This is a genomic window from Polaribacter sp. NJDZ03, assembly GCF_019263805.1.
GTDB lineage: Bacteria > Bacteroidota > Bacteroidia > Flavobacteriales > Flavobacteriaceae > Polaribacter.
In genome coordinates, this window is sequence record NZ_CP079195.1 from 3,919,934 (window position 1) to 3,944,129 (window position 24,196).

The window sequence follows — 24,196 nt, forward strand, 5'->3', positions numbered from 1 at the left end:
AAGCACAGTTAGATGTTAATTTATCTGTTTTTATAGTTCCTAAATGATTACCATTTTGATCAATTACAAAAACACCATCAGGACCTGTAAGAAATATAGTTCCGTCTTTTTTACAGCCATTCCATCGGGCAATTGTTTAGCAATACTTTTCTTTAAAGCTTCTCTCATGTCTAAAACAATGTTTTCATTACTTAGTGTTCCATCTTGAGAAAGGTTATAAGAAATAAACAATACAGGCTCAGAATTGGCAATATATAATTTTGAATTATCTGGAGATAAACCTATTCCGTTTGGTGTTTTCCACTTAGAAGTTAACAAGGTTACTTTTCCTTTTATGTCTATTTTATAAACACCTTGATAATCGATTTCTTTTGTCCCTTTTTCTATTCCAAAATTAGGATCTGTAAAATAAATATTTCCTTTTTTATCAACTACCAAATCATTAGGAGCATTAAACCTTTTTCCTTCAAAATTATTGGCAATTACTTCGAAGTTAGACATCGGTTTTGTAAAACTCCCTTTATATCTAGCAATAACTCTGTCTCCTGTTTGACATAGAATTAAATAACCATTATTATCTAAAAATAATCCATTAGAACCTTGTAGTTTTTTTGTTTTACCGGTATACCCACTTGGTTTTAAAAAAGGTTTTGCACCTTCTTTTTCCGTCCATTTATAATTGGTATTTTCTGTAACATCAGAAAATAATAAACAGTGTTCTTTAGGTACCCAAACAGGTCCTTCTGTCCAAATATAACCTTCAGAAATTATTTCTATTTTTGTTGATTTTGGAACGTGTTTGTAAAAGTCATCCGTTACTTTTTCTAAATATCCCATGGTTTTATAAGCTACCTTTTCTTCTAATTTAATGGGTGTTTTTTCAGGATTGTTCTTTAATTTATATACGTTAAACTTTTCCTATTAAAAATAAATAACTACAAAAAAAACAAAGTAAATCGCTGTTTAGTAGTGGTTTATTGTTAATTTTTAATGATATTACGGCAAAAGATGTAGGTGGTGAAATGGTTTCAATGAAAAAAATGTCGCCTACACTTAGGCTAATAGAATTTATAAAATTACTTCATGAATTATCTTTAGAAAAATATGAAGTACTAAGTTTAGTAGCACGTTTTAATGTGAATTCTTTGGTTTCAGATAGAATTAAAAATATTATCGATTTTGTGGATAAAAACTATCAAAACAAAATTGATGCTGCGCAATTAGGTGATTTAGTTTTTATGACTTCAGTTTCTTTTTCTAAGTTTTTTAAAAAGACATTTAATAAAACGTTTACTGCCTATTTAAATGAATATAGAGTTAGTAAAGCTTGTGAATTATTAAAAGAATCTGAAACCTCGGTAGAACAAATAGCTTTTGAAACAGGTTATCCAAATCTTTCTTTTTTCCATATAAAATTCAAGCTATTTACAAATAAAACGCCTGCTCAGTATAGAGCAACATTCTTCAAATAATAAGATTATATTCTTTATAGTGTTCTAAAAATAACCACTTTTTTTATTTAGTATATATTATCTAATATATTTTTATTTCGTTAGGATTCCTATTCTGAGATTAATTGAAAATTCTTTAAGCATTTTATAAAGTAGATGAATAATGCAAAATCATTTAAAATTAGACTTGTCAAGTTTTTATCAAGAAGTAATACTGATGACCTATAATGATAATACATCGTTTTTAATTAAATTTAAACATGAGGATAAAAAAATAATGTGTACCTTTTTTGAGAGGGCAAAATAATACAACTAATTAAAAAAGATGGATATTTTACAAAGTGGTAAAAATACTGTGAGGGTTTTATTATTTATTTTATTGATGATATTAGTTATGAATTGTAAAGAAAATATTAAAGAAAGAAATTTTGGAGAAGCGTTAGAAAAATTACAAACTATTGAAGGTTTGGAAGTTTTACAATCTGGAGAATCTATGATTGCTGTTTCTGGTAAATACCAAGGAAGAATATTTACAAGTTCTTCTAATGGTTTAGAAGGTAAAAGTTATGGTTGGATTAATTGGGATTTGATTACTGATAAAAAAGACCAAATAACAATGGCAAGATTGGGTGGTGAAAGTAGAGTTTGGTTTGGCCCTGAATATGGTAAATTTGCTACTTTCTTTGAGCAGAATAAAAGGCAAGAAGGAGAGGATATAAAAGTGCAAGAAGATTTAAATTCTAAGCAATTTAAAAAAGTAAGTAGTTCTAAAAAATCGATAACATATCAAGCTGATTTACAGATTGTAAATGCTAACAATTATCTATTTAAAATAAATACAAAACGAAAAATTTCTATTCTAGATAGAAAAACAATTAATACTGATTTAAAAATATCTTCGGATATTGATATTTCTGTAGTAGGTTTTAGTGCAGAAACTTGGTTGAAAAATATCGATTCCATTCAATGGACTAAAGACAAAGGGCTTTTATCTATTTGGGAAATAGGAAGTATATTAACATCTGTAGATACCAAAGTTATTATTCCTTTAGAAAAACCTTTAGATAGTTTAAAAACATATTTCGGCACTAAAGAAAAAACTAGATATCGAATAAAAAATAATACACTTTTTTACAAGAGTGATGCTCAATTATTAGGGAAAATAGGAATTCCACCAGAAAATACTAAGAATATTATGGGAAGTTATTCTCGTAAAAACAATTTGCTAACCATTGTTACTTTCAATTTTAAAAATGATGGTGATTACTTAAATTGTTTTCCAAAAAACACTGCTCCTTACGATGGAGATGTAATTAATATTTTTAATGGCGAAGTAAATAAATCTTTGGGCTACAATTGGCCATTTTATGAGTTTGAATCTTTATCATCATCCAAAGAATTAAAACCACAAGAAGAAATATATCATAAACAAACTACTTATCATATAGAAGCAGATTTTGTTGAGTTAAATTTAATTTCAAAAAAACTATTAGGTATTGACCTAAATGAAATTCCTGTTTTTTAATAATGAAATAATCTTTTAATTACTAACGTTTTATGTTTTGTTCAAGTTTTTGTCAAGTTGTAAATCAATCATTTTTTTTAATAAATTGATACATTTATTACTTAAAAGCAACATTATGAAAAATTTAATATTACTAGTTTTATTTGTATTTACGTTTAGTGTTATTACTTCTTGTAAAAACAATAACATTCTTTTAAATTCAATAGAAGTCTCTACTGATAATCCAGAAATTCTAAATTATAAAGTTGAAGGAAACTTAACAAAAAAAATCATTCTTACTATTAATAATCCATCAGCATATGCAAGTTTAAGTGTTTTTGTAAATGATGAGCTTTTAATGGATGACTTTAATATACCAAAGAAAGGAATTCAGAATTTAACGAGTGTAATTCGTTTTCCTAAAATTGGTGATGTAAAAATTCGTTTTCAAGCTTTAGATGAAAATTTAACGATAAGCAGTCTGTATTTTGAAGAGGTGTCAGCATTAGAAATTCCTGTTTTTAAAGATATTTCTGTACAAGCAGGATTAGATAAAGTGAGTTCATTAAAATATGGAGGACCATCAATAGCAGATATAGATAATGATGGAGATTATGATTTTATTGCAAACAACCATAATGCAGAAACGAGTAAGATATATTGGAATAATGGAGATGGTACAGTAACAAAACATAACAAAGACCTTGCAAGATGGTTTAAACATGATTTGCATGGTACTTCTCTTGGGGATTATGACAATGATGGCGATTTAGATCTTGTTTTAGAAGAAGGAGGTGGTAATGGAGCTATTCCTACTAGGCTTAATTTCTACCTTAATGAAAATAATAAATTTATTATGTACACTGGTGATGTAGGTGTAGAAAAAGGAGGTAGAGGGCGCAGTACTAGATGGATAGACGCAGATTTAGATGGGGATCTTGATTTATTAATCATTAACGAGTCGAGTTTGAAATTTGATAAACCACAACATTTTTTTTATGAAAATAACGGAGATAGAACTTTTAAATATAGATCTGTAAAAGGACTCGAAGATGTTGACGAATCACGAGTTTTGGTAACCGATTTTAATAACGATAATATTGACGATATTATTTTTTACGGCCCTTTAACGTTGTGGAAAGGAAATGGAGATTTTACATTTACAGATGTATCAGCGTTAATTCCAGACGAAGTTCGTTCTTCAAAACAAATCATGGCTGTTACGGACATTGATATTGATAATGACGGAGATTTAGATTTGTATTTGGCTCAAGGAATGATCTTTGAACATGGAAAAGGAGAAACTCCTTCCGTAGATTTTAATCCTATTACAAAAGAATTAGCCATAAAAACTAGAGGTTATAAAGGTGATGATGTTTTTAGTTTTACAGCTGAAAACAAAATTAAATTACATAAATATTATTACTTGGCGCAAGGAGCTATTTTAGGTAAAGATTATCCTATTTTTTTAGGGGAAAATAAGGTCTCAAAAATTGTAAATTCTGGTGATGAGTTAGAAATTAGCCCAGAAGAAGCAAAAGGATGGGCAGATGATATTTCTAAAAATGGATTCTATATCGGTTATTTAGGAAACAATGAATGGAAGGCAACTTTGGTTCGTGATGGTAATTTCTTTTGGCAATACAGATTTAGTCTTTCTGGTGTAACAAGTGTTACTCCAGATTTTATTCCGCAAAACAGAAATAATGCCGATGTTTTATTAAGAAACGATGGAGATAAATTTACAGATGTTTCTAAAGCTTGGAATATTCCTAAAGGAGGAAACGCTTTAGGTGTTACAACTGGAGATTTTAATAATGACAGTCATCAAGATTTATTTGTGTATCGTTGGGGTAGAGTAGGAGCAAGAATTTCTGATTATATGTTATTAAATACAGGTAATAATTCTTTTGAAACAACAACAATGCATGGAGCAAATGATGTTGGTGGACCAGGGAATGGAGATATGGGGCAAGCTTTTGATTTTGATTTAGATGGGCAATTAGATTTATTAAATGGTAGTGAAAACGGAGAATGGTATTTGTACAATAATCAAACAAAGTCAGACAACAAGCATGTAACTATTAAAGTAGGTTATTCTCCAAAATCTAATGTGGATCCTATTTCTGCAGAAGTTATTGTAAAAACAGCTGATAATGAATATAGAAAAAGAGTTGGTTCTGCAGGAGAAATATTTTCCCAAAGTTTAATGAACATTGTACATTTTGGATTGGGAAATGAATCTGAAATAAAAAGTATTAAAGTTAGATGGAGAAATGGAGAAACTGTAGCGTTTAAAAACAAAGAAGCGAACAATATTTACAATACTGATTATGTAAATATTGATTCTAATAAAAACTCACCAGTTACTTCAATCTCTTTTAAAACAGAAAAAATAGAATTATATAAAGGGAAAAATAAAACTCTAGACGTAAGCGTTTTACCAAAAAATAAGACCAATTCTGAAATTATTTGGACATCTAGTAATACAAATATTCTTACTGTTGATAAAAATGGTAATGCAAACCCAATTAAACCAGGAAAAGCAATTGTAAAAGCATCTTCAAAAGACAATTCTATTTCATCAGAAATTAAAGTTACGGTTGCTCCTTATACTGCACCTTATGTTAAAATACTAAACAAGGAAAAGTATGGGAATCACCAGATAAAAGTGAGTGATAATTTAAAAGTGACTGTTAAATATCATGCAGGATCTGGAAACAAAGTGATTTCGGCAGATGAAGGCGGAATTCGTTTTTGGTTACGTCATTTTAAAAGTAAATGGATACCTGTAAAAGATGTGGTTCTTGTAAATAAAGAAGCGTTAAAAACAACAAGTGGAACAGCAAATATGACTTTTTCATTGAAAGATTATATTCCGTCTAACCAATTACAAGAAAACCATTTTTATCAACTTAGAGTCACTTTTACTTCTAGCGATGGAGATATGTATGAAGATGAAATTCTTCCTTTAGAAATAGTTTCTAAGTAATAAAAAAAAGTAAACCTCTCTTATTTATAGAGAGGTTTACTTTTTCGAATAAATAAAATAATGTCTGTAATTTTAGGCTAAAAATTCTTGAGATATTTTATCTGTATGTTCACCTAAACTTGGAGATCCTAGGGTTGATGTAAAATACTCACCATCAATCTTTATTGGACACCTTGTTGTCTTATACTCATATCCATCACCCATTCTTACATTCTGAATCATGTCTAAAGATTTAAATCCATCTTGATTAAAAAGTGTTTCCCAATCCATAACATTAGCACACCAAATGTCTGCTGGCTCTAAAATTGAAAGCCAATGTTCTGTAGTATTGGTGTTTAATTTGTTGGCTAAAATCGTTTTTATTTCATCACGTTTTGTAAACCAACTTGCTGGTTCTGGATACTCGGCTAATTCATTGCAACCAATTAATTCTCCAATAAAAGGAATAGAGCCCATTGCTAAAGCGAAATAGCCGTTTTGTGTTTTATAAACACCATAAGGAGCGCCTAAATAAGCATGTGCACTATTACTCTTTGGACGAACAGTTGGTTCTCCTCCATCATGATAAAACGTGGTAATAGATTCAAATTGAAAATCTATAATAGATTCTAACATGCTTACAGAAATTTTTGTACCGATACCTGTTTTGCCTTTTTTAATTAAAGCAGCCAAAATACCTTGTACTAAATGAGAGCCAGATAAAATATCTGCAATAGCAATTCCTACAGGTGTAGGGCCACTTCCATCATTCCCATTTAACCAGGTTAAACCAGATAATGATTGCACAAGTAAATCTTGTCCGGGTTTAGATTTCCAAGGACCTTCATCTCCATAACCTGAAATATTTCCATAAACAATTTTTGGATTTATTTTTTTAATAGTTTCATAATCAAAACCCAAACGTTCTACAACACCAGGTCTAAAATTATGAACTAAAACATCTGCTTTTGCAATCAATTTTAAAACACGTTGTTTATCTACTTCGTTTTTTAAATCTGCTTCAAAACTTTCTTTATTTCTATTAACAGCTATAAATAAAGGAGATTCATTATTCATCTTTAGATTAGAAACATGTAATTGACGACTAATGTCTCCAGTTTTAGGGCGCTCTACTTTAATAACTCTTGCTCCCAAATCTGCTAAACGTAAAGTAGCAGAAGGTGCAGATAAAAACTGACTTAAATCTATAACTAATATATCTTCTAATGGTTTCATCCTATTTATAGATTAAATTCTTTAATAATTGCTTCTGTATTTTGTCCAACTCTTGGTGCTGCTTTTTTATTAAAAAGCCTTTCATCATTTAATCTTATTGGGCAGCGTGTTGTGTGTATTTCTTCGCCAGAAATTAATGGTAATTTTTGATCCATTTTTAAAACATCATATGCTTCATGGTTCAATAATTTTTTATAATCAAAAACATCAGAACACCAAATTCCTTTAGGTTCTAAAATATCTAACCAATCTTGTGTGTTTTTTTCGATTAAAAAAGCACGAAGAACATCCATTATTTCATCTCGTTTTTCATACCAAGAATTGGGGTCAGAATAAGATGCTAATTGTGAAATGTTAAGAATGTTAGCTAAATTTGTTAAAGAGCCCATTGCTAAAGATAAATAACCATCTTTTGTTTGATAAACGCCATAAGGAGCGCCTAAATATGCATGTGCATTTCCTTGTTTAGCTCTATTTGGTTTTTGATTATTATCACTTAAATAGCCGGTAATAACTTCAAATTGAAGGTCTAGTGTAGATTCTAATAAACTCACTTCAACCAAAGCCCCTTTATTCGTTTTGATACGTTTTAAAAGACTTGATAAAATTCCATGAGCCAAATGTGTTCCCGTAATTAAATCGGAAACAGCAGCACCAACAGGAGTTGGATTATCATCTTTATCTCCTGTTAACTTTGCAAAACCAGACATCGCCTGAATTAATAAATCTTGACCTGGTTTTTTAACCCATTCACCTTCTGTACCATAACCAGTAACAGATGCATACACTAATTTTGAGTTTATATTCTGAACCGTTTTATAATCTAAGCCAATTTTCTCCATAACTCCTGGACGGAAATTATGTGTCATAACATCAGCTTGTTCTATTAATTTTTTAACACGATCTAAATCATCTGCATCTTTTAAATTGGCAGTATAAGATTCTTTATTTCTATTTACGGTATGAAATACCAAACTACTGCCATCTAAAAATAAGTTTTTTAAAGCAATACCTCTTCCTGCTTCACCAGAACCAGGTCTTTCAATTTTGATAACTCTTGCACCTAAATCAGCTAATCTTAATCCTGCAGATGGTCCAGCCATAAATTGAGAGAATTCTAATACCAAAATGCCTTCTAAAGGTAATTTCATAGTTATTCTTTTAATGATTTTAAATACAACTCATTTAAATCTTTTAATAGCTGTTGTTCATCTCCTCCATTCATCATATACTCTCTAATTGGCGCACCAGCTCTATCTTGAAAATACATATGACCATGATATCTTGGGCGTAAAAAAGCTCTATCTAACGCTGGTAAAGTATCTTTAAAGAAATTATCTGTTAAATCATTTGCACGCTTATCTAACCAAGCTTGTCTATGTCCTGGTTGACCTCCGTTATCAAAAAACACACCTTTTTGAGTTGCTTCTGAACCTACATATTCTACAAATTTACCAGCAATTTCTTGATGCTCAGTATTTGCAGAAATAGCTAATCCAGTACCTCCTAAAGTTGTTATTAATTTTTGATTATCAATTGCAACCATATCATGAAACTTTAAATGCTTTCTAGCATAGCCTTCACGAGAATAATTGGTGTAACCATAAGCGAAAGGACTATAAATATAATCGTCCGTTAAAGTCATTGCTTCATATACTTTAATAGGATTCCAATCATAATTTTCCTTTTTGATATTTTTACCAAGAGCTCTTAATATTTGAAGTGCTTTTATTCCAGTTTTTTCTGAAATAACTTCTTTATCAGAAGTACAAACATCTTCACCAAGTGTAGAGCAAATCATATAGAAACTCATTAAAGTATCTTGTGGGATTCCTGGAATTGCAACCATTCCTGTTTTTGACAATTCTATTAAATCATCAAAAGTTTCTGGGAATTTTAAATTTAATTTCTCGAACAAATCTGGTCTGCTCGCTGCAACAGGTGTAGCAGCATCAATAGCTAAAGCCCATTGTTTTCCTTTTATAGAATAACTTTCATGAGATTTACCAACAGTGTTTACTGCTAGGTCTTTTAAGTATTCATCTGATAAAAATTTATTTAATGGTAAAATTACTTCTGTTCTAGCAGCAAAGCCAGTCCAAGGATGGTCAATAATTAAAAAATCGTAGCGTTTTGCTAATTCATTAATTGGTTCATCTGCAAATGCTTGCAATGATCTTTTCTCCCAAACGATTTCAACATCTGGGTTTAATTCTGTAAAACGTTGGGCAGCGGCTACAATTGATGTAAATCCTCTACTGTGATTCCAAGTTATTCCTTTTAATTGTTTCATGTACTAATATTATTTGTTTTTATGGGTTACATGTGGCTTCCATTGAGTCATTTCCTATTGATTGACGTTAGTTATGGAAGGTTTATAATTTATTCGTAACTCATGTAAATTGTTCGTTTCTGTAAATACTGTTCGATACCGTAAACTCCATCTTCACCACCAATACCAGCTTTTTTATGACCAGAATGATGCCCTTGAATGTAGCCTACAATTTGTTTGTTAATAAAAATGGTTCCTATTTCAAACTCTTGAATAGATCGCATTATTAATTTATGATTTTCTGTATATAAATAAGCAGATAAACTATCATCTCGTTTATTTAATAATTCTTTAGCGTGTTCAAAACCTTTAATTTTAACAATTGGTAAAACCGGTCCAAACATTTCTTCTTGCACGGTTGCATCACCTGGTTTTACATTTGTTAAAATGGTTGGTTCATACCAATTTCCTTTTTCAAATTCTTTACCTTCTGGTCTTTTACCACCTAAAACTAATTCTGCTCCTTGTGCTATGTTTTTTTGAACAACTTCATCGATTCTTTTTAAGGCAGCAGCGCTTAAACTTGGTCCCATGTTTACATCTGTCATTGGGTTACCTACTGTAATTTTTTGAACTCTTTTTATTAATTTTTCTGTAAACTCGTCTGCAATTTTTTCATCAACAAAAACCATTTCATTACAAATACATACTTGTCCGCAATTTGCATAACGAGATATAGCAGCAGCTTCAACAGCTTTGTCAATATCAGCATCTTCTAAAACTATAAAAGGCGCTTTTCCACCTAATTCTAATACTAATCCTGCCACGTTTTGCGAAGCACCTTTGTAAATAGCTTGTCCTGCTCTTGTGCTTCCAGTCATAGAAATTAACCTCGTAATTGGATTTTCTACTAATGCAGCACCAACAGTATGTCCATGACCAACAACCATACTAATAACTCCTTTTGGTAAGCCAACTTCATCAATTATTTTACAAAATTCAGATGCAGTTATTGGTGTTAATTCTGATGGTTTTATAACCATTGTATTTCCTGTAATTAAAGCAGGACCAATTTTACGTCCAATTAAAGCCAAAGGATAATTAAAAGCCATTAAACCTACCGTAACTCCATAAGGAACTTTGTGTATAGTAAGTTGTTCGTTAGGTTGGTCTGAAGGAAAAATAGCACCTTGTATACGTCTTCCTGCTTCAGCAGAATACGTCATATATCTTATAGTATCATCAACTTCGTAACGAGCTTCTACAAGAGTTTTTCCTTGTTCCATTACCAGTAACTTGGCAAAATGCTCTTTTCTTTCTTCTAACTTCTCTGCAATTTTATACAAATAATTTGCACGCTCTTGAGTTGGTAACATTTGCCAAGCAAATTGCGCTTTATCAGCAGCTTCTAATGCTTGTTGTACTTCGTCTAAACTACTCGAGTAAATTTCAGCAAATACTTCTCCATTTGCTGGGTTTTCTACATCAATCTTTTCTCCTGAACTTTTTTCAATCCACTCTCCGTTAATGTAACATCTGTATACTGTTGTTTCCATAAATACTATTTTTAGTTAAAGATTGCTTTTCTTTTTTCTACGAAGGCTTTTAATCCTTCTTGTGCATCTGGAGTATCATACAATCCATCTGCTAATTGTGTCTCTAATTTTAATCCTTCTTCAAGAGAGAGCTCTATTCCTTTATGAACAGATTCTTTAATGGCTATCATTGCCAATAATGGTCCTTTTGCTAATTTTTCTAAATAAGATTTAGATTGCTCTTTAAAATTTTCTTTAGCATATAATTGATTTACCAATCCAATATCAAAAGCTTGTTTTGCTATGATTGGTTCTCCTGAAATTAAAATTTCTAAAGCTTTACTTTGGTTTACAATTCTGATTAATCTTTGAGTTCCACCATTTCCTGGCATCAATCCTAAATTGATTTCTGGTAACCCTATTAAATATTGACCATCACTTGCCAAACGAATATCGCAAGCTAATGCCAGTTCTAAACCACCACCTAAAGTATGACCATCTAATAAAGCAACTACTATTTTAGGGCTTTTAGAAATTTTGTAGGCTACCAAGTTGGCTTGTATAACCATCTTTTTGTTTTCAGCAACAGAATTTTGTTGAAAAACCTTTACATCTGCTCCTGCACAAAAGAACTTTTCTAATTCGCTTTTTATGGCTATTATTTTTACATTGTTATTACGATTTGCTTCATCAATAATTTCTGATAAAGAGGTCATAAAATCAAGGTCGTAACTGTTGGCTTTTGGTTTGTTAATAACGATATAGCCAACTTTGTTTTCTATTTCTAGTCTAATTTGTTTCATCTTATTTAAAATTGATAGATTTTGTTTGCTTTTAAATTGGTAAGAGTTGATTTTTCTCCACTTCTCCAAACCACTTCTACTTTCTCAATTACTTTCTCTTTTCCTAGACCAAAATGAACAGTATTTAAAAAGCTTTGAGCATGAGAAGCACTACTAGAACCAATAAGTTTGAATTGTTTTCCAATTTTTGTTGTTATGTAAACTTTAGCGCCATAAGCATCTACATTAGATTTAGAATTACCAACTCTAAATAGGGCATAATTGTTTACAGAAACTGTTTCGTTCTCGTATAAATGCCATTGTCCATTATCATCATCTCCACTTAAAATATCTATTTTACCATCTAAATTATAATCGAAAGTTGCCCCCATATCTCCATGAGATTTAGATGGAATATTGTTTGCTCCATGTGTTAAAATAGATTCAAACTCTAAGTTTCCTTTATTTTTAAAAATCACGTCTTCACTTCTTTGGATTAAACCACCAAAACGATATAAGAAGAAATCATTAAAGCCATCGTTGTCAAAATCTCCTGTAGTTATTCCCCAATTGTTTTCCAAGCTTTCTTTAGGCAAATGTTTAGACCCATCTATAAAATGAGTTCCTTCATTAATCAACAAAACATCTGGAACACCCAAGTCTTGAGGAGTCCAATCTGGTACTACTTTTGTAACACCAACAACAGATGCTCTCACATCCCATGCTAAATTGGTTTTTAATAACCATTCTAAACGCCATTTTCCTTCACCCAAATAGCCTAAGTACCATCCGCTTTTGTCTAAATTTTCGGGAAATCCATTCGCTTCATTTTGCGTTACTTTTTGAATGTCAAAAGGCATTTTATGTTCGGTTTTAGAACTTCCAATAAACAACGGAATACTTGGTTTTTCAGGGCCTCTAGGAAAACGATAAAAATCGGAAAGTTGTATAGCTGCATCCGCATAAAAAGTTATACCATCATGACTTTTGTTTCCTTCATCTCTTAAATCTAATCGTTTCAGTTTTTCATCAAAAGAAATAGAATTATTTGCAATTTGATAATAACTTTTACCTCTTGCTAAATAATAATCTAAATCACCATCATTATCTATGTCTGCCTGTGCAGCAGTACTCATCTGGTCTATATTCTGTAACTCTTTAGGTAACCATTCTTTAGATAAGTTGGTAAATGAAAAATCGTTATTTCCTTTCCAAAATTCTGCGGCAGCATAAGGAGAAAATGTTAGTAAATCTAGTATTCCATCATTGTTAAAATCTGTAATTAGTAAACGTTCTGCATTAATTTGTTCAAAAGCTTCACTCTTTTTATAAGTAAATGTTCCGTTTCCATTATTTTCGAATAATAGATTTCTTGGAATTTCTTCATTGACCATTTGTTCTGCATTAATTTGAAGAAAATCTAAATCACCATCATTATCTAAATCTATCCATCTTACAGAACGACCACGAGCTCCCATTTCTGATAACCCAGTTTCTTCTGTAGCATCCACAAATTTCCCATTATCATTACGTAACAAGCGTTGAGGTTGTGGTGTTGACCCGTTTCCGCCTCCTAAAGAAATTAGCAAATCTAAATCACCATCTTTATCATAATCACCTGCAGCCATTCCATGTAAATCTGCTTTTGGGAAAAGCCCTTTTTGTTCTTTAAAAGTATTGTTTTCTTGTGCCCAAAATAATTGAATAGGTGTGTTGTCATGATTACCTAAAAGTAAATCATATTTTCCATCATTGTTGATGTCTGCGATAGTTGGTCCGCCATATTTCCAGTTTTTTTCTGTATTTAAATGGACTTCTTTAGTTACGTCTATAAATTTTATAGGATTGTTTTTCTCTTTACCTTTATTACAACTGATAAGAGAAATTAATAGAAACCCAAGGGCTAATAATTGTTTCGATTTTGTTTTAAGTAAACGTTTCATTTTTTAATTACTTTTTTATTTTTTTACCAAACCTTCTTGTATATAAATTTGAATTTACTTCTTTTGCTTTTTTAATCATTGGTGGATAAGGAATATCTGTATTAGAGACAAAACCTACATTATAATTTTCACCATCGTGGGCTCTACCAGTAAGTGGAGAATCTAAATATTGAAACCAATGTACTCCTACAAAATATGGGTTGTCTATTGCAGAGTTTGCATAATCTGCCCACATATTAGCTCTATCTTTTTGATCTGCTGCATGAACTAAACCAGAATGAAATAACCCAGAATCTGGTGCTCCCATGTGAAATTCTCCAATAATGGTTGGCATATCTATTTCTTCTAAAAATTTCCAGTACTTAGTACCAATACCTTCTTTGTAATGATTGTAACTAAAAACATCAACATATTTAGCTGCAGATTCACGAACTTCTTTTGTGATTCCCCAAACAGCAAAACGACATCCCATGTACATATAGTTTGGCATTTTATCTTCTAAAATATCATGAACAGTTTTAAAATATTTGGTAGCAAAAGCTGTGAGCATTACAGAAAAATCTGCCACCATACCTTCAGGAAATTCATTTTGTTTTTTATAATCAACACCTTTTTCAAGTTCTTTCCAACTAGCTATATTTGTTTTCCAAGCTTTATTTAAGTTTCCAATAGTTTTGTGCTTAGTCTTTAAAATAGTCATAAACTGTTGCTTTAAATAGCTATCTTTTCCTTTAGATAAACCATCTAAAACCAATCCATAATGTGCTTTTGTAGAACTTTCATTCCCCCAACTTCTTTCGTTATCAACAAAAACACCCATACACCAAGGATTGTTTTCGACTTCTTTAGAAACAACATCAATTGATTTTATTACTCTTCTTTCAAATTCTGGATCGAAAGGATCTGGCATTGGTCCCCAATAATCCGAACCAGAATATACCTTTTGAAAATCTCCAATAATCCATCCGTTAGCAAAATAAGGTAAGTTATTTCTGTGATAAAATGCTGGGTCAATCCAGTTTCCAAAGGACGTGAATCCCCAATTACGCATTCTGTTTTCTGTAACTTCTAACCATTTATCAAAAAAAGAATTTTTGCTTGTTTCTCCATATCTACGTTCTAAGTTCGCTCTATAAAAACTATATGTTTGTCCATGTTCTATAGGCCCAAAATGAGATTCTCTTCTATAACTATAATGATTAGCTAGAGCATCATCAATTTTTGGTAATTCAAGAAACATGTCATTTCTAAGTTTATTAACTACATGAGCTGTTTTCATGGTTTCTGTAGGTATTTCTATAATACCTTTAGAGTCTTCAGGAGTTACATCTTCCGGGTCTCTATGATATAATTTTTCATCTGTATAATCGATACCTGTATACGTTGTAGTGTTTGCCATACGTACATTTGCTAAACCAATTGAAAAATATAAGTAACCTTCTGGATCTATTAAAGCCCATTTTCCATCAACTTTTTCTTTTCTAAAATAACCCGTTGCATCTAATTTAGGACCATCTTTCCATCCACCATATTGGCTTCTATCTGACATTAACGTATATTCTGCTAAAGATTTTAATTCTACATCAGCAATTTTCTTTAGTTCTTCATCAGAATGTACTTTTATAGGGAAATCTCTTTTTGCATTTTGCCCAAATTTATCTACAATTCCTTTTAAAAAATTTGGATCTCTTTCTGGGCTTTCTACAATTCTAATATTATCAACTAAAATAGTTTTGTCTTTTAAACCTTCTAATCTAAAAAAGTCTATTCCTGCTATTTCAGAAAAATCCATATTATATAGAAGTCCACTAATTTTCATATGAGTTGCTTCGGTTTTCCAAGCTTTAGGAGTATCTCTTAAACCACTATTTATGTCAGTTTTATTTGAGGTGAGTTCAAAGAAATATGATTTGAATTCACCTGTATCAATGTTTGTAATTCTTCTTACTCTTTCTCCATTTCCGTTTTCGGCATAAACTGTTAAAAAAGTAGTTTCGTCCCCTAAACTTTTTGCATCAAAAACTAAACTATATTTTTTGCTTTTATTTAATTTGAAATTATTTTTCGGTGTTAATTTAACTCCTGTAATTTTTTCATCTTTTTTAAAGGAAATTTCTAATGCATGATTTCTATTATTTTTAACAATTTTGTGACTTCCTTTTATGTCAATGAAATTGTTATTAATGTCTTCTTTTTCGAAATCTAAAAACAAGATATCTGATTTTGAACTCCAAACTTCATTTTGTGTAGTTTCTTTTTTACATGAAAAAAATACCACAGAAATAAATGTTAACATTAACAATTTTCTGACAGTTTTAAAAAGATTGTATTTTCCCTTCATATTTGCTTTGGTTTAATATAATTATAGAATTTAGTGTTGTACAGATACAACTTGACAGATAGTGTTAATCTTTTGTATTACAGTGTGTAATAGATTGTTATTCATGTTTAAAACTATTCTCTCTACAAGTAAAGAAATTTATATTAATAAAGGAAGTGTTTTAGGTGTTTGTACAGTTTAATTCTAGTGAAAAGATGAGTTTTTTAATTGATATAATACTTAGAATCGGCTAATTTTCATATTATTTATAAAAAAAAATAAATTTTAAAAACTTGGTGTTTAATAATGTTAGTTATTTTTTTTCGGATGATATCTTTGTAAGTATTCAAGACCCATTGAAGTACATTTTTATTGTTTTAGACCTCGTTCAGCACATTTTTCTGCATTTCGCGAAAAGCTTCATTTCGTAAAAAAAGCTTCTCTAAAAAAGTCTTGGACACAATTCATAATTCTCGCTTTCCATTTCGTTACCCATTCTGCTACCGCTGAATGGTGCACTTCATTCCTGAGCAAAAATTATGAATGCCTCCGCTACATAGGAATATTATTTTATCATTTGGAGCCACTTCCTATGTTTTTGTACTTCACATAGATATCTCGATTAAAGTCCAGACCTCACTATTTCTTCCTTTTTTGACAGCAAAATACCAAGATTTTGAAGTTGAACAGACTGCATAAACCGTTTTGCTGCGCCTCACTTTTTATAAGTCTTTCTCAATTCAAAATAATGAAAATGTATCAGCAACAAAAAAAGGAAACAGCGAAGGCACTATGGGAAGTAAATCAAAATGAAAACTTATGAAATCATACAAAAACATCAAAAAGGAAGCGGCACCAAAAAAAACAAAAAAGGAAAACGCTCTAGATATAATAAGTAAATCACTTCAAAAAAAAATAATAGCAAACTGTCTGAATAGTTCAGATAGGGTTTAATTAATCTTTAAATATATTATTATGAGCACACTAAAAAACAAAGTACAGTTAATCGGGAATGTAGGAAATGTACCCGAAGTTAAGACCCTAGAGGATGGGAAAAAAGTTGTTAATTTTTCATTGGCAACGAATGAGTTTTATAAAAACTCAGATGGAGAAAAAGTACAAAATACCCAATGGCATGCTATTGTAGCATGGGGGAAAATTGCTGAAATAGTTGCGGAATATGTTGGCAAAGGAAAAGAAGTTGCAATTGAAGGTAAATTAACGTCCCGTTCTTACGAAACCAAAGAAGGTGAAAAACGATATGTTACGGAAGTGGTAGCAGATGAAATTCTATTGCTTGGTATCAAAGGAGAAAAAGACAATTTGAAATCAATTCACAACCAACCTCTCATTGTGGTTTGGATTCCCGCCCTTGTGATTGCTCACGTAAAAATACAATTTGAAATCAATTCACAACATAGTGAGAGTAAGGAGGAACGTAAAGAAGCTTGTGATTGCTCACGTAAAAATACAATTTGAAATCAATTCACAGTAAGTCATGAAGTTTTAAAAAAAAAATAAATTTAAAAAGAGTATGTATATAGAAATAAAGAGGTTATTTTTTTTTAAATAAGAATATTGACACAAAGATGTCTTGTTTTGAATGCTTATTATAGCAATTAATAGCTTTTAAGGTAATTTGTATTGTTCTACTATGATGAGTAAAAAAAATCAATTTGTTGTACCTATGTTGTACCTAAACAAAAAAAGTCAAGATATAAATCTTGACTTTTCGTACTATACTTGTAGCGAGAACGGGATTTGAACCCGTGACCTCAGGGTTATGAATCCTGCGCTCTAACCAACTGAGCTACCTCGCCATGGTTTTGAGGCTGCAAATATAATAGAATTTTACAAACTGGCAAGAACTGTTTTAAATTTTTTTTAAAAAGAATTAATAACTATATTGTCAACCTAAGAAAATAATAATGGATAAAATAAAATTCGAACTAGAAATAGCTATTCACGCATCGCCTCACATGTTGTATCAGTACATCTCATCACCTTCTAATTTGCAAGAGTGGTTTGCAGATAAAGTGAACTCTAGAGGTAAAGAATATAGCTTTACTTGGGAAGGAGAAGAAGAGATTGCAGAGTTAATCACAAAAAAAACAGATGATAGAGTCCGTTTTAAATGGGTAGAGAGTGAAGGAGATGACAGTTATTTTGAAATTAAGATTCAAGTTGATGCATTAACTAAAGATGTTTCTTTAATTATTACAGATTTTGCAGATGATGAAGATGAAGTAGAAGAGTCAAAACAACTATGGGAAAATCAGATAGATGAATTAAGACACACAATTGGAGCATAGGTTTTAGTATGTATTGGCAGCACTGTATTATTCAGTTAAAAAACGTTGCATTCTTTGTGGTTTAACACATATTATTAAAATAAAAAACTCAACATTATTGTTGAGTTTTTTTATGCTAAAATATTTTAAAAAACATTAATTTTGCAACTCTAAAAAAATGTATTTATGATTAACTTTAATGGAGCGTTAATAAGTCCAGAAAATATAAAATTATCATCAGAAAATAGAGCTTTTAAATATGGTGATGCCATTTTTGAAACTGTAAAAGTGATGCATAAAAAAGTAGTTTTTTGGGAAGATCATTATTTTAGATTAATGGCCTCTATGAGAATGTTACGTATGAAAATTCCTATGGAGTTTACGCTAGAATTTTTAGAACAAGAAATTTTAAAAACAGTTGCAACTCAAAAGGATGCAAATACGTATAGAGTCCGATTAAATGTTTTTAGAAAAGACGGTGGTTTGTATACACCTAAAACCAATAAAATAGATTACACTATAGAAGCTACCGAAAGCTCTTATCAGATAAAAGAATCATACTCTTTAGATGTTTATAAAGATTTTTACAATTATTCAGGGCTTTTATCAACCATAAAAACCAATAATAGAATGCTGAATACTTTAGCTAGTATTTTTGCTGATGAAAATGATTTAGACAATTGTATTTTATTAAATGAAAAAAAGGGAGTAGTAGAGGTTACTAATGGAAATATATTTGTAATTAAAGGAAATGTTATTAAAACGCCTGCACTCTCTGAAGGTTGTATAAAAGGGATTGCCCGTAATAAGGTAATAGAGATTTTATCTAAAAATAAAGATTTTACGCTAGAGGAAACGTCAATATCACCTTTTGAAATACAAAAAGCTGATGAAGTATTTATAACAAATGCAATTATTGGTGTACAACCAGTTACTGGTTATAAGAAAAAAGTGTTTACTACGGAAATAGGAAATAAAATAGCAGGTAATTTAAAAGTATTACAAATTACAGGTATTTAATTTAAATTGAAATCACTAGGAGCGTTTGCCCAAAGCTTATAATTACCTCCTTTTTGTAATAATTTATTTTTCCAGAGGTTTTCATCATCCATAGAAAAAATATTTTCAAAATCATTGTCACCTACAAACCAAGAATTTTGATTCATTTCTTGGTCTAGTTGTTCTTTTTCCCAACCAGAATATCCTAAGAAAAAACGAATGTCTGATGCTTTTAGGGTGTCATTATTTAATAAGTCTTTTAAACACTCAAAACTGCCTCCCCAAAATATTCCGTTAGCAACCTCTATACTGTCTGGAAGGAGTTGTGGTACCTTATGTACAAAGTACAAGTTATCTTGTTCTACAGGGCCACCTTGATATACCGGGAAATTACAATCAATTTCTGGCAGTAAATCATTAATAGTATACTCTAAAGGTCTATTTAAAATGAACCCAACAGAATTACTTGAGGTATGTTCTGTTAATAAGACTATAGTTCTATTAAAAGCGCTATCATTTAAAATAGCTGGTTCTGCAATTAATAATTTTCCTTTATTTAGTTTCAAATTTTTGATTTAAAAAAGATATGTTAAATATAATAAAAAAAAGCATAAAAAAAAACCCTCTTAAAAAAGAGAGCTTTTTATATACTTTAAAACTATATGTTTTAGTTTACAGCGTCGCTTAAACCAGCTCCAGCTTTAAATTTAGCTACGTTTTTAGCAGCAATTTCAATAGTTTTTCCTGTTTGAGGGTTTCTTCCTGTTCTAGCAGCTCTGTTAGAAACAGAGAATGTACCAAAACCAACTAAAGCAACTTTATCACCACCTTTTAAAGCAGAAGTTACATTGTCTGTAAAAGATTCTAATGCCGCTTTAGCTGCTACTTTAGAAATTCCTGCATCAGCAGCCATTGCATCGATTAAATCTGACTTGTTCATAATAAATAAATTTTTTAATATTAATTGAATATTTTTTGCTTAATAGCTTAACAAATATAGATGGATTAAGGGTTTACGCAAATTTGAGTGCAAAAAAAGCACCTTTTTGTTAATAAATATGTGTAAATTGTTAATAAAGGTAGTTGTAAAACACAAAAACCTGTAAAAACCTTACAGATAAAGGCTTTAGAAGACATTTGCTTCTGGCGAGAAAGTATAGCCATTTAATAAACTTTTGGCATCCATTTTTTTCTTTCCTGATAGTTTTATTTCATCAATAATAATGAAACCGCCATGAACAGCCACTTTTAATTCTTTTTTAGTCGCTATAATTTTACCAATTTCAAAAACATGAACTTCTTCTTCTATTTCTTTTCTAATGGCATAAATTTTAGCAGTTATTTCTTCTTCTTCATTTTTAATGATAGTCCAAGATGCTGGAAAAGGATTTAAACCTCTAATTTTATTATAGATGTTGTCTAAAGAATCTGTCCAATCTATTCTGCAATTTTCTGGATTTAATTTAGATGCAGATTTCTCTTCTAAATCTGGTTGTTTTGTAGTGTTTACTTTTTCTGTAGCAATTAGGTCTATTGTTTTACCAACTAAATCGGCTCCTAAAAACATTAATTTATCATGTAGCGTACCAACTGTTTCTGTTTCCGAAACCGCTATTTCTTTTTGTAAGATAATTTCTCCGGTATCAATTTTATCATCAATAAAAAAAGTAGTTACACCCGTTTTAGTTTCTCCATTTATAATTGCCCAATGTATAGGTGCTGCACCTCTATATTCTGGTAGTAAAGAAGCGTGTAAATTAAAAGTACCATATTTAGGCATTTGCCAAACTATTTTTGGTAACATTCTAAAAGCAACTACAATTTGTACATCAGCATTTAAATTTTTTAATTCTATATTAAAAGCTTCGTTTTTTAAATTGGTAGGTTGTAAAACCGGTAAATTTACAGAAGTTGCATATTTTTTTACGGCAGATTCATTTAATTTTCGTCCTCTTCCTGCTGGTTTGTCTGCCGCTGTAATAACACCAACTACATTATAATCATTTTCTACCAAATGCTTTAAAATAGTAACAGCAAAATCTGGAGTTCCCATAAAAACAATACGCATATCTTTCATAATTAGTGGATTAATTGGTATTTATTCTGATGATTAATTTTTATTTTATCATCTGTTAATAGTTGTCGCAAATGTATTAAAATGTCTTTTTCATCTGCTACTAAAGAAGCACTAATTTCTTGGGATGATAAAACTTGCTTATTCTTTAAAAGTAGCATTATTTCTGATGATAAATTTTTAGTAGGCTTTCTGTTTTCTGAAATACAAACATCGCAAATACCACATTTTTCTGTTTTTATTTCATCAAAATAACTTAAAACCTGATTACTTCTACAAACGGAATTGTTATTTACAAAAGCAATTAAATCTTCAGATTTTTGTTTTTTCTGATGGATGAATTGCTTCATTTCTCTAGAGCACCTATTTATGGTGTAATCATCTTCTCTAGGTAATAAAAAAACAAGTTCGGCATCATTTTTTACAGGCTTATATGCAATGATATTATCGTTTTCTAAACGTTCAAAATTTGCTAAAACAAGGTTAGTGGTTAAACCCGCTTTTTTTGCGATAAAAAATTCATCAATCTTTACTTCTTCCTCAAATAAACCAGCATAGGTTCTTAATATAGAGTTGGTAAAATTTTTAATAATTGAATTTTTATCTAGATAATTTAATACCGTTTTACTGTTTACAATAAATTGCAACGTAGATTTTTTGTTATATAGATTGCTAATTTCTATAATTCCGTTGTTGGATAATATTTTAAGAGCAGTATCTACTTTTAATACGGAGTAATTATATTTTTTAGAAAATTCTAAAAGATTAAAAGAATGCGATTCTTCGTTTAATTCACCTATAGAAACTCTAAAATATTGATATAATTTTTTATGTATTTCTTTAATTTCTGTAATGCTTAACAGTGTTTTTTCTAATCGATCTTTAAATAATAAAATATCACTTTTATTAAATAACAAAACCGCAAACGATTTTTTACCACTTCTACCAGCTCTACCAGTTTCTTGTACGTAATTTTCTATACTTGTAGGTAAGTCTAAATGAATAACCAAACCAACATTTGCTTTGTCAATTCCCATTCCGAAGGCATTTGTTGCCACCATAATAGGTGTTTTTTCTGTCATCCAGTTTTCAAAGGAAATATTTTTTTCTACGGATGATAATCCACCGTGATAAAAAGAACTTTTAAAGTTATTTGCGTTTAAAAATGAGGCTATCTGAGTCGTTTTTTTTCTAGAATTGACATAAACAATTGCCGGAGTTTTTGTTTTTGTAAATATTTGAAGTAAACGTTGTAATTTATCTTCAATAGTAAATATTTGATAGGCTAAATTTTCTCTATAAAAAGATTTTTTAAAAAGTAGCGGTTCTTTTAATTCAAGGTTTTTTTCAATATCACTAAGAACTTTTTGGTTTGCTGTTGCTGTTAAAGCGATAAAAGGAATATTTGGTTTTAACTCTCTTAAGATATTGATGTTTCTGTATGAAGGTCTAAAATCATGTCCCCATTCAGAAATACAATGTGCTTCATCAATAGCAATTAAATTAACGTTTAATTCTTTTACTTTCTGTTGAATAAAATAGGACTGCAACCTTTCTGGAGAAAGATATAAGAATTTTATGCCTCCAAATTTAACATTGTCAAACAACGTTATCATTTCATCTTGTGTAGCACCAGATTTAATGGTTGTGGCTTTTATTCCTTTTTGAGTTAAGTTTTCTACTTGATCTTGCATTAAAGCAATTAAAGGTGAAATAACCAAACAGACACCTTCTTTTGCCAAAGCCGGAATTTGAAAGCAGATAGATTTTCCACCACCTGTTGGCAGTAATGCAATGACATCTTTTTGAGCTAAAGATGCCGTAATTATTTCTTCTTGTTGTGGTCTAAATTCAGAAAAGCCCCAATATTTTTTTAATATTTCTTTTGGCGAAATCATAATTCGCAAGCAAGCGAATTCATAACAAAATCGGTTCTTTCTTTTAAATTTCCAAATGGAACATTAATTATTGCGTATCCTAAATCTGTATAAGATTTTATTAAAAACTTGTCAATTTCTAATGTTTCTTCAAAAGATTCATAGCGTTCATTATCAGTGGTGTGTATCTCTTTCCAGGGAGCAAAATGAAAAATTTTAGTGTATTTGTAAAGATTGCTTTTTTCGAAAAAAGTTGATGGGTAGTCGGTTTTAAAAAAGTCCATATATGCATGGACATCCGGAATTCCTCTATCAAAAAAAACAAGTTCTTTATTGTTATTATTTGCTTCTATAAATTGTTTTTCTCTGCCTTCTAAAAGCATTTGACTAAACAATAAAGGTTCTGTTAAGAACAGTTGATCTATTCCTTTTTTTTGTGCTTCTAAGGTTACTTCTCTAGAAATTTCGGGCATACAAAAACACCCTCTATTTGTTAATTCATTTATAACGGAAGTTTTTCCTGTTCCAGGTCCACCTATTAAGACTATTTTTTGTTGCATTTCACAAAAATAAATGAATCTCTTTATAAAACTAATTTTTAATGTAATTTTGTGGCTTGTTATCTATAATTAATTTAGATTTAAGAAAGTATTTTTATGAGTGATAAAAAAGAATTTTACGCAAAGTTAAAAGATCAATTAGATGATACTACTAGCTTTCCTGCAGATTATATGTATAAATTTATTGTGCCTACAGATGGTAATCAGGTTCAAGAAGTAGAAGATTTATTTAATGACTCAGGAGCAGTAATAAATACAAAAAAGTCTAAGACAGGGAAATATGTGAGTGTTTCTATCGTATTAAAGATAGAAAGTTCAGATAAAGTAATTTCATATTATTTAAAAGCTGAAAAAATTAAAGGAATCATATCATTATAATTA

The 24,196-nt window shown here is 30.2% G+C and carries 19 protein-coding genes, 1 tRNA gene and 1 pseudogene; 7 read left to right on the plus strand and 14 right to left on the minus strand.

All coding sequences use genetic code 11. The features are described from left to right. Positions 1–63 precede the first annotated feature (63 nt). Entirely contained in the window at positions 64–837 is a 774-nt protein-coding gene (locus tag KV700_RS16425) for an SMP-30/gluconolactonase/LRE family protein (RefSeq protein WP_218598548.1), read from the minus strand. 140 nt (positions 838–977) lie between these two features. Between KV700_RS16425 and KV700_RS16430 the strand changes: the two genes are divergently transcribed. From KV700_RS16430 to KV700_RS16440, 3 genes are all read left to right on the plus strand, one after another. Further along, on the plus strand, positions 978–1,472 hold the full coding sequence (locus KV700_RS16430; protein ID WP_218598549.1) for an AraC family transcriptional regulator: 495 nt from the start codon (positions 978–980) through the stop codon (positions 1,470–1,472). Positions 1,473–1,776: 304 nt separating this feature from the next. Continuing rightward, entirely contained in the window at positions 1,777–2,976 is a 1,200-nt protein-coding gene (locus tag KV700_RS16435) for a DUF6786 family protein (RefSeq protein WP_218598550.1), read from the plus strand. Positions 2,977–3,091: 115 nt separating this feature from the next. Continuing rightward, the gene (locus KV700_RS16440) at positions 3,092–5,947 is read left to right on the plus strand and encodes an FG-GAP-like repeat-containing protein (RefSeq protein WP_218598551.1); all 2,856 of its coding nucleotides are present in this window, start codon (positions 3,092–3,094) and stop codon (positions 5,945–5,947) included. A 72-nt stretch (positions 5,948–6,019) separates the two neighbouring features. On the opposite strand, the gene KV700_RS16445 is transcribed toward KV700_RS16440, so the two are convergent. The 7 genes from KV700_RS16445 to KV700_RS16475 form a co-directional block, all read right to left on the minus strand. Continuing rightward, entirely contained in the window at positions 6,020–7,162 is a 1,143-nt protein-coding gene (locus tag KV700_RS16445) for a CaiB/BaiF CoA-transferase family protein (protein WP_166382912.1), read from the minus strand. Between the two features lie 5 nt (positions 7,163–7,167). Further along, on the minus strand, positions 7,168–8,313 hold the full coding sequence (locus KV700_RS16450) for a CaiB/BaiF CoA-transferase family protein (RefSeq protein ID WP_166382914.1): 1,146 nt from the start codon (positions 8,311–8,313) through the stop codon (positions 7,168–7,170). A gap of 2 nt (positions 8,314–8,315) precedes the next feature. Further along, entirely contained in the window at positions 8,316–9,455 is a 1,140-nt protein-coding gene (locus KV700_RS16455) for an ABC transporter substrate-binding protein (RefSeq protein WP_218598552.1), read from the minus strand. 89 nt (positions 9,456–9,544) lie between these two features. Continuing rightward, positions 9,545–10,990 (minus strand): aldehyde dehydrogenase, encoded by a 1,446-nt coding sequence (gene aldA, locus KV700_RS16460; protein WP_218598553.1) that lies wholly within the window; start codon positions 10,988–10,990, stop codon positions 9,545–9,547. A gap of 11 nt (positions 10,991–11,001) precedes the next feature. Beyond that, complete coding sequence (locus KV700_RS16465) at positions 11,002–11,772, minus strand: enoyl-CoA hydratase/isomerase family protein (protein ID WP_166382920.1); 771 nt, start codon at positions 11,770–11,772, stop codon at positions 11,002–11,004. A 5-nt stretch (positions 11,773–11,777) separates the two neighbouring features. Continuing rightward, on the minus strand, positions 11,778–13,694 hold the full coding sequence (locus tag KV700_RS16470; protein ID WP_218598554.1) for a CRTAC1 family protein: 1,917 nt from the start codon (positions 13,692–13,694) through the stop codon (positions 11,778–11,780). 7 nt (positions 13,695–13,701) lie between these two features. Further along, on the minus strand, positions 13,702–15,990 hold the full coding sequence (locus KV700_RS16475; RefSeq protein ID WP_254712938.1) for a beta-galactosidase: 2,289 nt from the start codon (positions 15,988–15,990) through the stop codon (positions 13,702–13,704). 999 nt (positions 15,991–16,989) lie between these two features. On the opposite strand from KV700_RS16475, the pseudogene KV700_RS16480 reads away from it, so the two are divergent. After that, positions 16,990–17,343 (plus strand): annotated as a pseudogene (locus KV700_RS16480) (single-stranded DNA-binding protein); the annotation flags it as partial. Positions 17,344–17,760: 417 nt separating this feature from the next. On the opposite strand, the gene KV700_RS16485 reads toward KV700_RS16480, so the two are convergent. Further along, positions 17,761–17,834 (minus strand) — tRNA-Met (locus tag KV700_RS16485). A 108-nt stretch (positions 17,835–17,942) separates the two neighbouring features. On the opposite strand from KV700_RS16485, the gene KV700_RS16490 reads away from it, so the two are divergent. Both KV700_RS16490 and KV700_RS16495 read left to right on the plus strand, forming a co-directional pair. Next, positions 17,943–18,326, plus strand: a complete 384-nt coding sequence (locus tag KV700_RS16490) for an START-like domain-containing protein (RefSeq protein ID WP_166382928.1) — start codon at positions 17,943–17,945, stop codon at positions 18,324–18,326. A 165-nt stretch (positions 18,327–18,491) separates the two neighbouring features. Next, entirely contained in the window at positions 18,492–19,325 is an 834-nt protein-coding gene (locus tag KV700_RS16495; protein WP_166382930.1) for an aminotransferase class IV, read from the plus strand. Here KV700_RS16495 and KV700_RS16500 read toward each other — a convergent pair. The 5 genes from KV700_RS16500 to KV700_RS16520 all read right to left on the minus strand — a co-directional run bounded on the left by KV700_RS16500 (position 19,322) and on the right by KV700_RS16520 (position 23,815). Continuing rightward, positions 19,322–19,879: a YqgE/AlgH family protein gene (locus tag KV700_RS16500; protein WP_166383234.1), complete on the minus strand. Its 558-nt coding sequence runs from the start codon at positions 19,877–19,879 to the stop codon at positions 19,322–19,324. The genes KV700_RS16495 and KV700_RS16500 overlap by 4 nt on opposite strands. A gap of 92 nt (positions 19,880–19,971) precedes the next feature. Continuing rightward, positions 19,972–20,244, minus strand: a complete 273-nt coding sequence (locus tag KV700_RS16505) for an HU family DNA-binding protein (RefSeq protein WP_068449845.1) — start codon at positions 20,242–20,244, stop codon at positions 19,972–19,974. Positions 20,245–20,430: 186 nt separating this feature from the next. Next, positions 20,431–21,381, minus strand: coding sequence for a methionyl-tRNA formyltransferase (gene fmt / locus KV700_RS16510; protein WP_218598557.1), 951 nt, complete (start codon positions 21,379–21,381; stop codon positions 20,431–20,433). Positions 21,382–21,383: 2 nt separating this feature from the next. After that, a complete protein-coding gene (locus KV700_RS16515) occupies positions 21,384–23,276 on the minus strand; it encodes an ATP-dependent DNA helicase RecQ (RefSeq protein ID WP_254712939.1) in 1,893 nt (630 codons plus the stop codon). Continuing rightward, positions 23,273–23,815 (minus strand): AAA family ATPase, encoded by a 543-nt coding sequence (locus tag KV700_RS16520; RefSeq protein WP_166382932.1) that lies wholly within the window; start codon positions 23,813–23,815, stop codon positions 23,273–23,275. The genes KV700_RS16515 and KV700_RS16520 overlap by 4 nt, the downstream gene beginning before the upstream one ends. Positions 23,816–23,911: 96 nt before the next feature. On the opposite strand from KV700_RS16520, the gene KV700_RS16525 reads away from it, so the two are divergent. Further along, on the plus strand, positions 23,912–24,193 hold the full coding sequence (locus KV700_RS16525; protein WP_166382934.1) for a DUF493 family protein: 282 nt from the start codon (positions 23,912–23,914) through the stop codon (positions 24,191–24,193). The last annotated feature ends 3 nt before the right edge of the window (positions 24,194–24,196 follow it).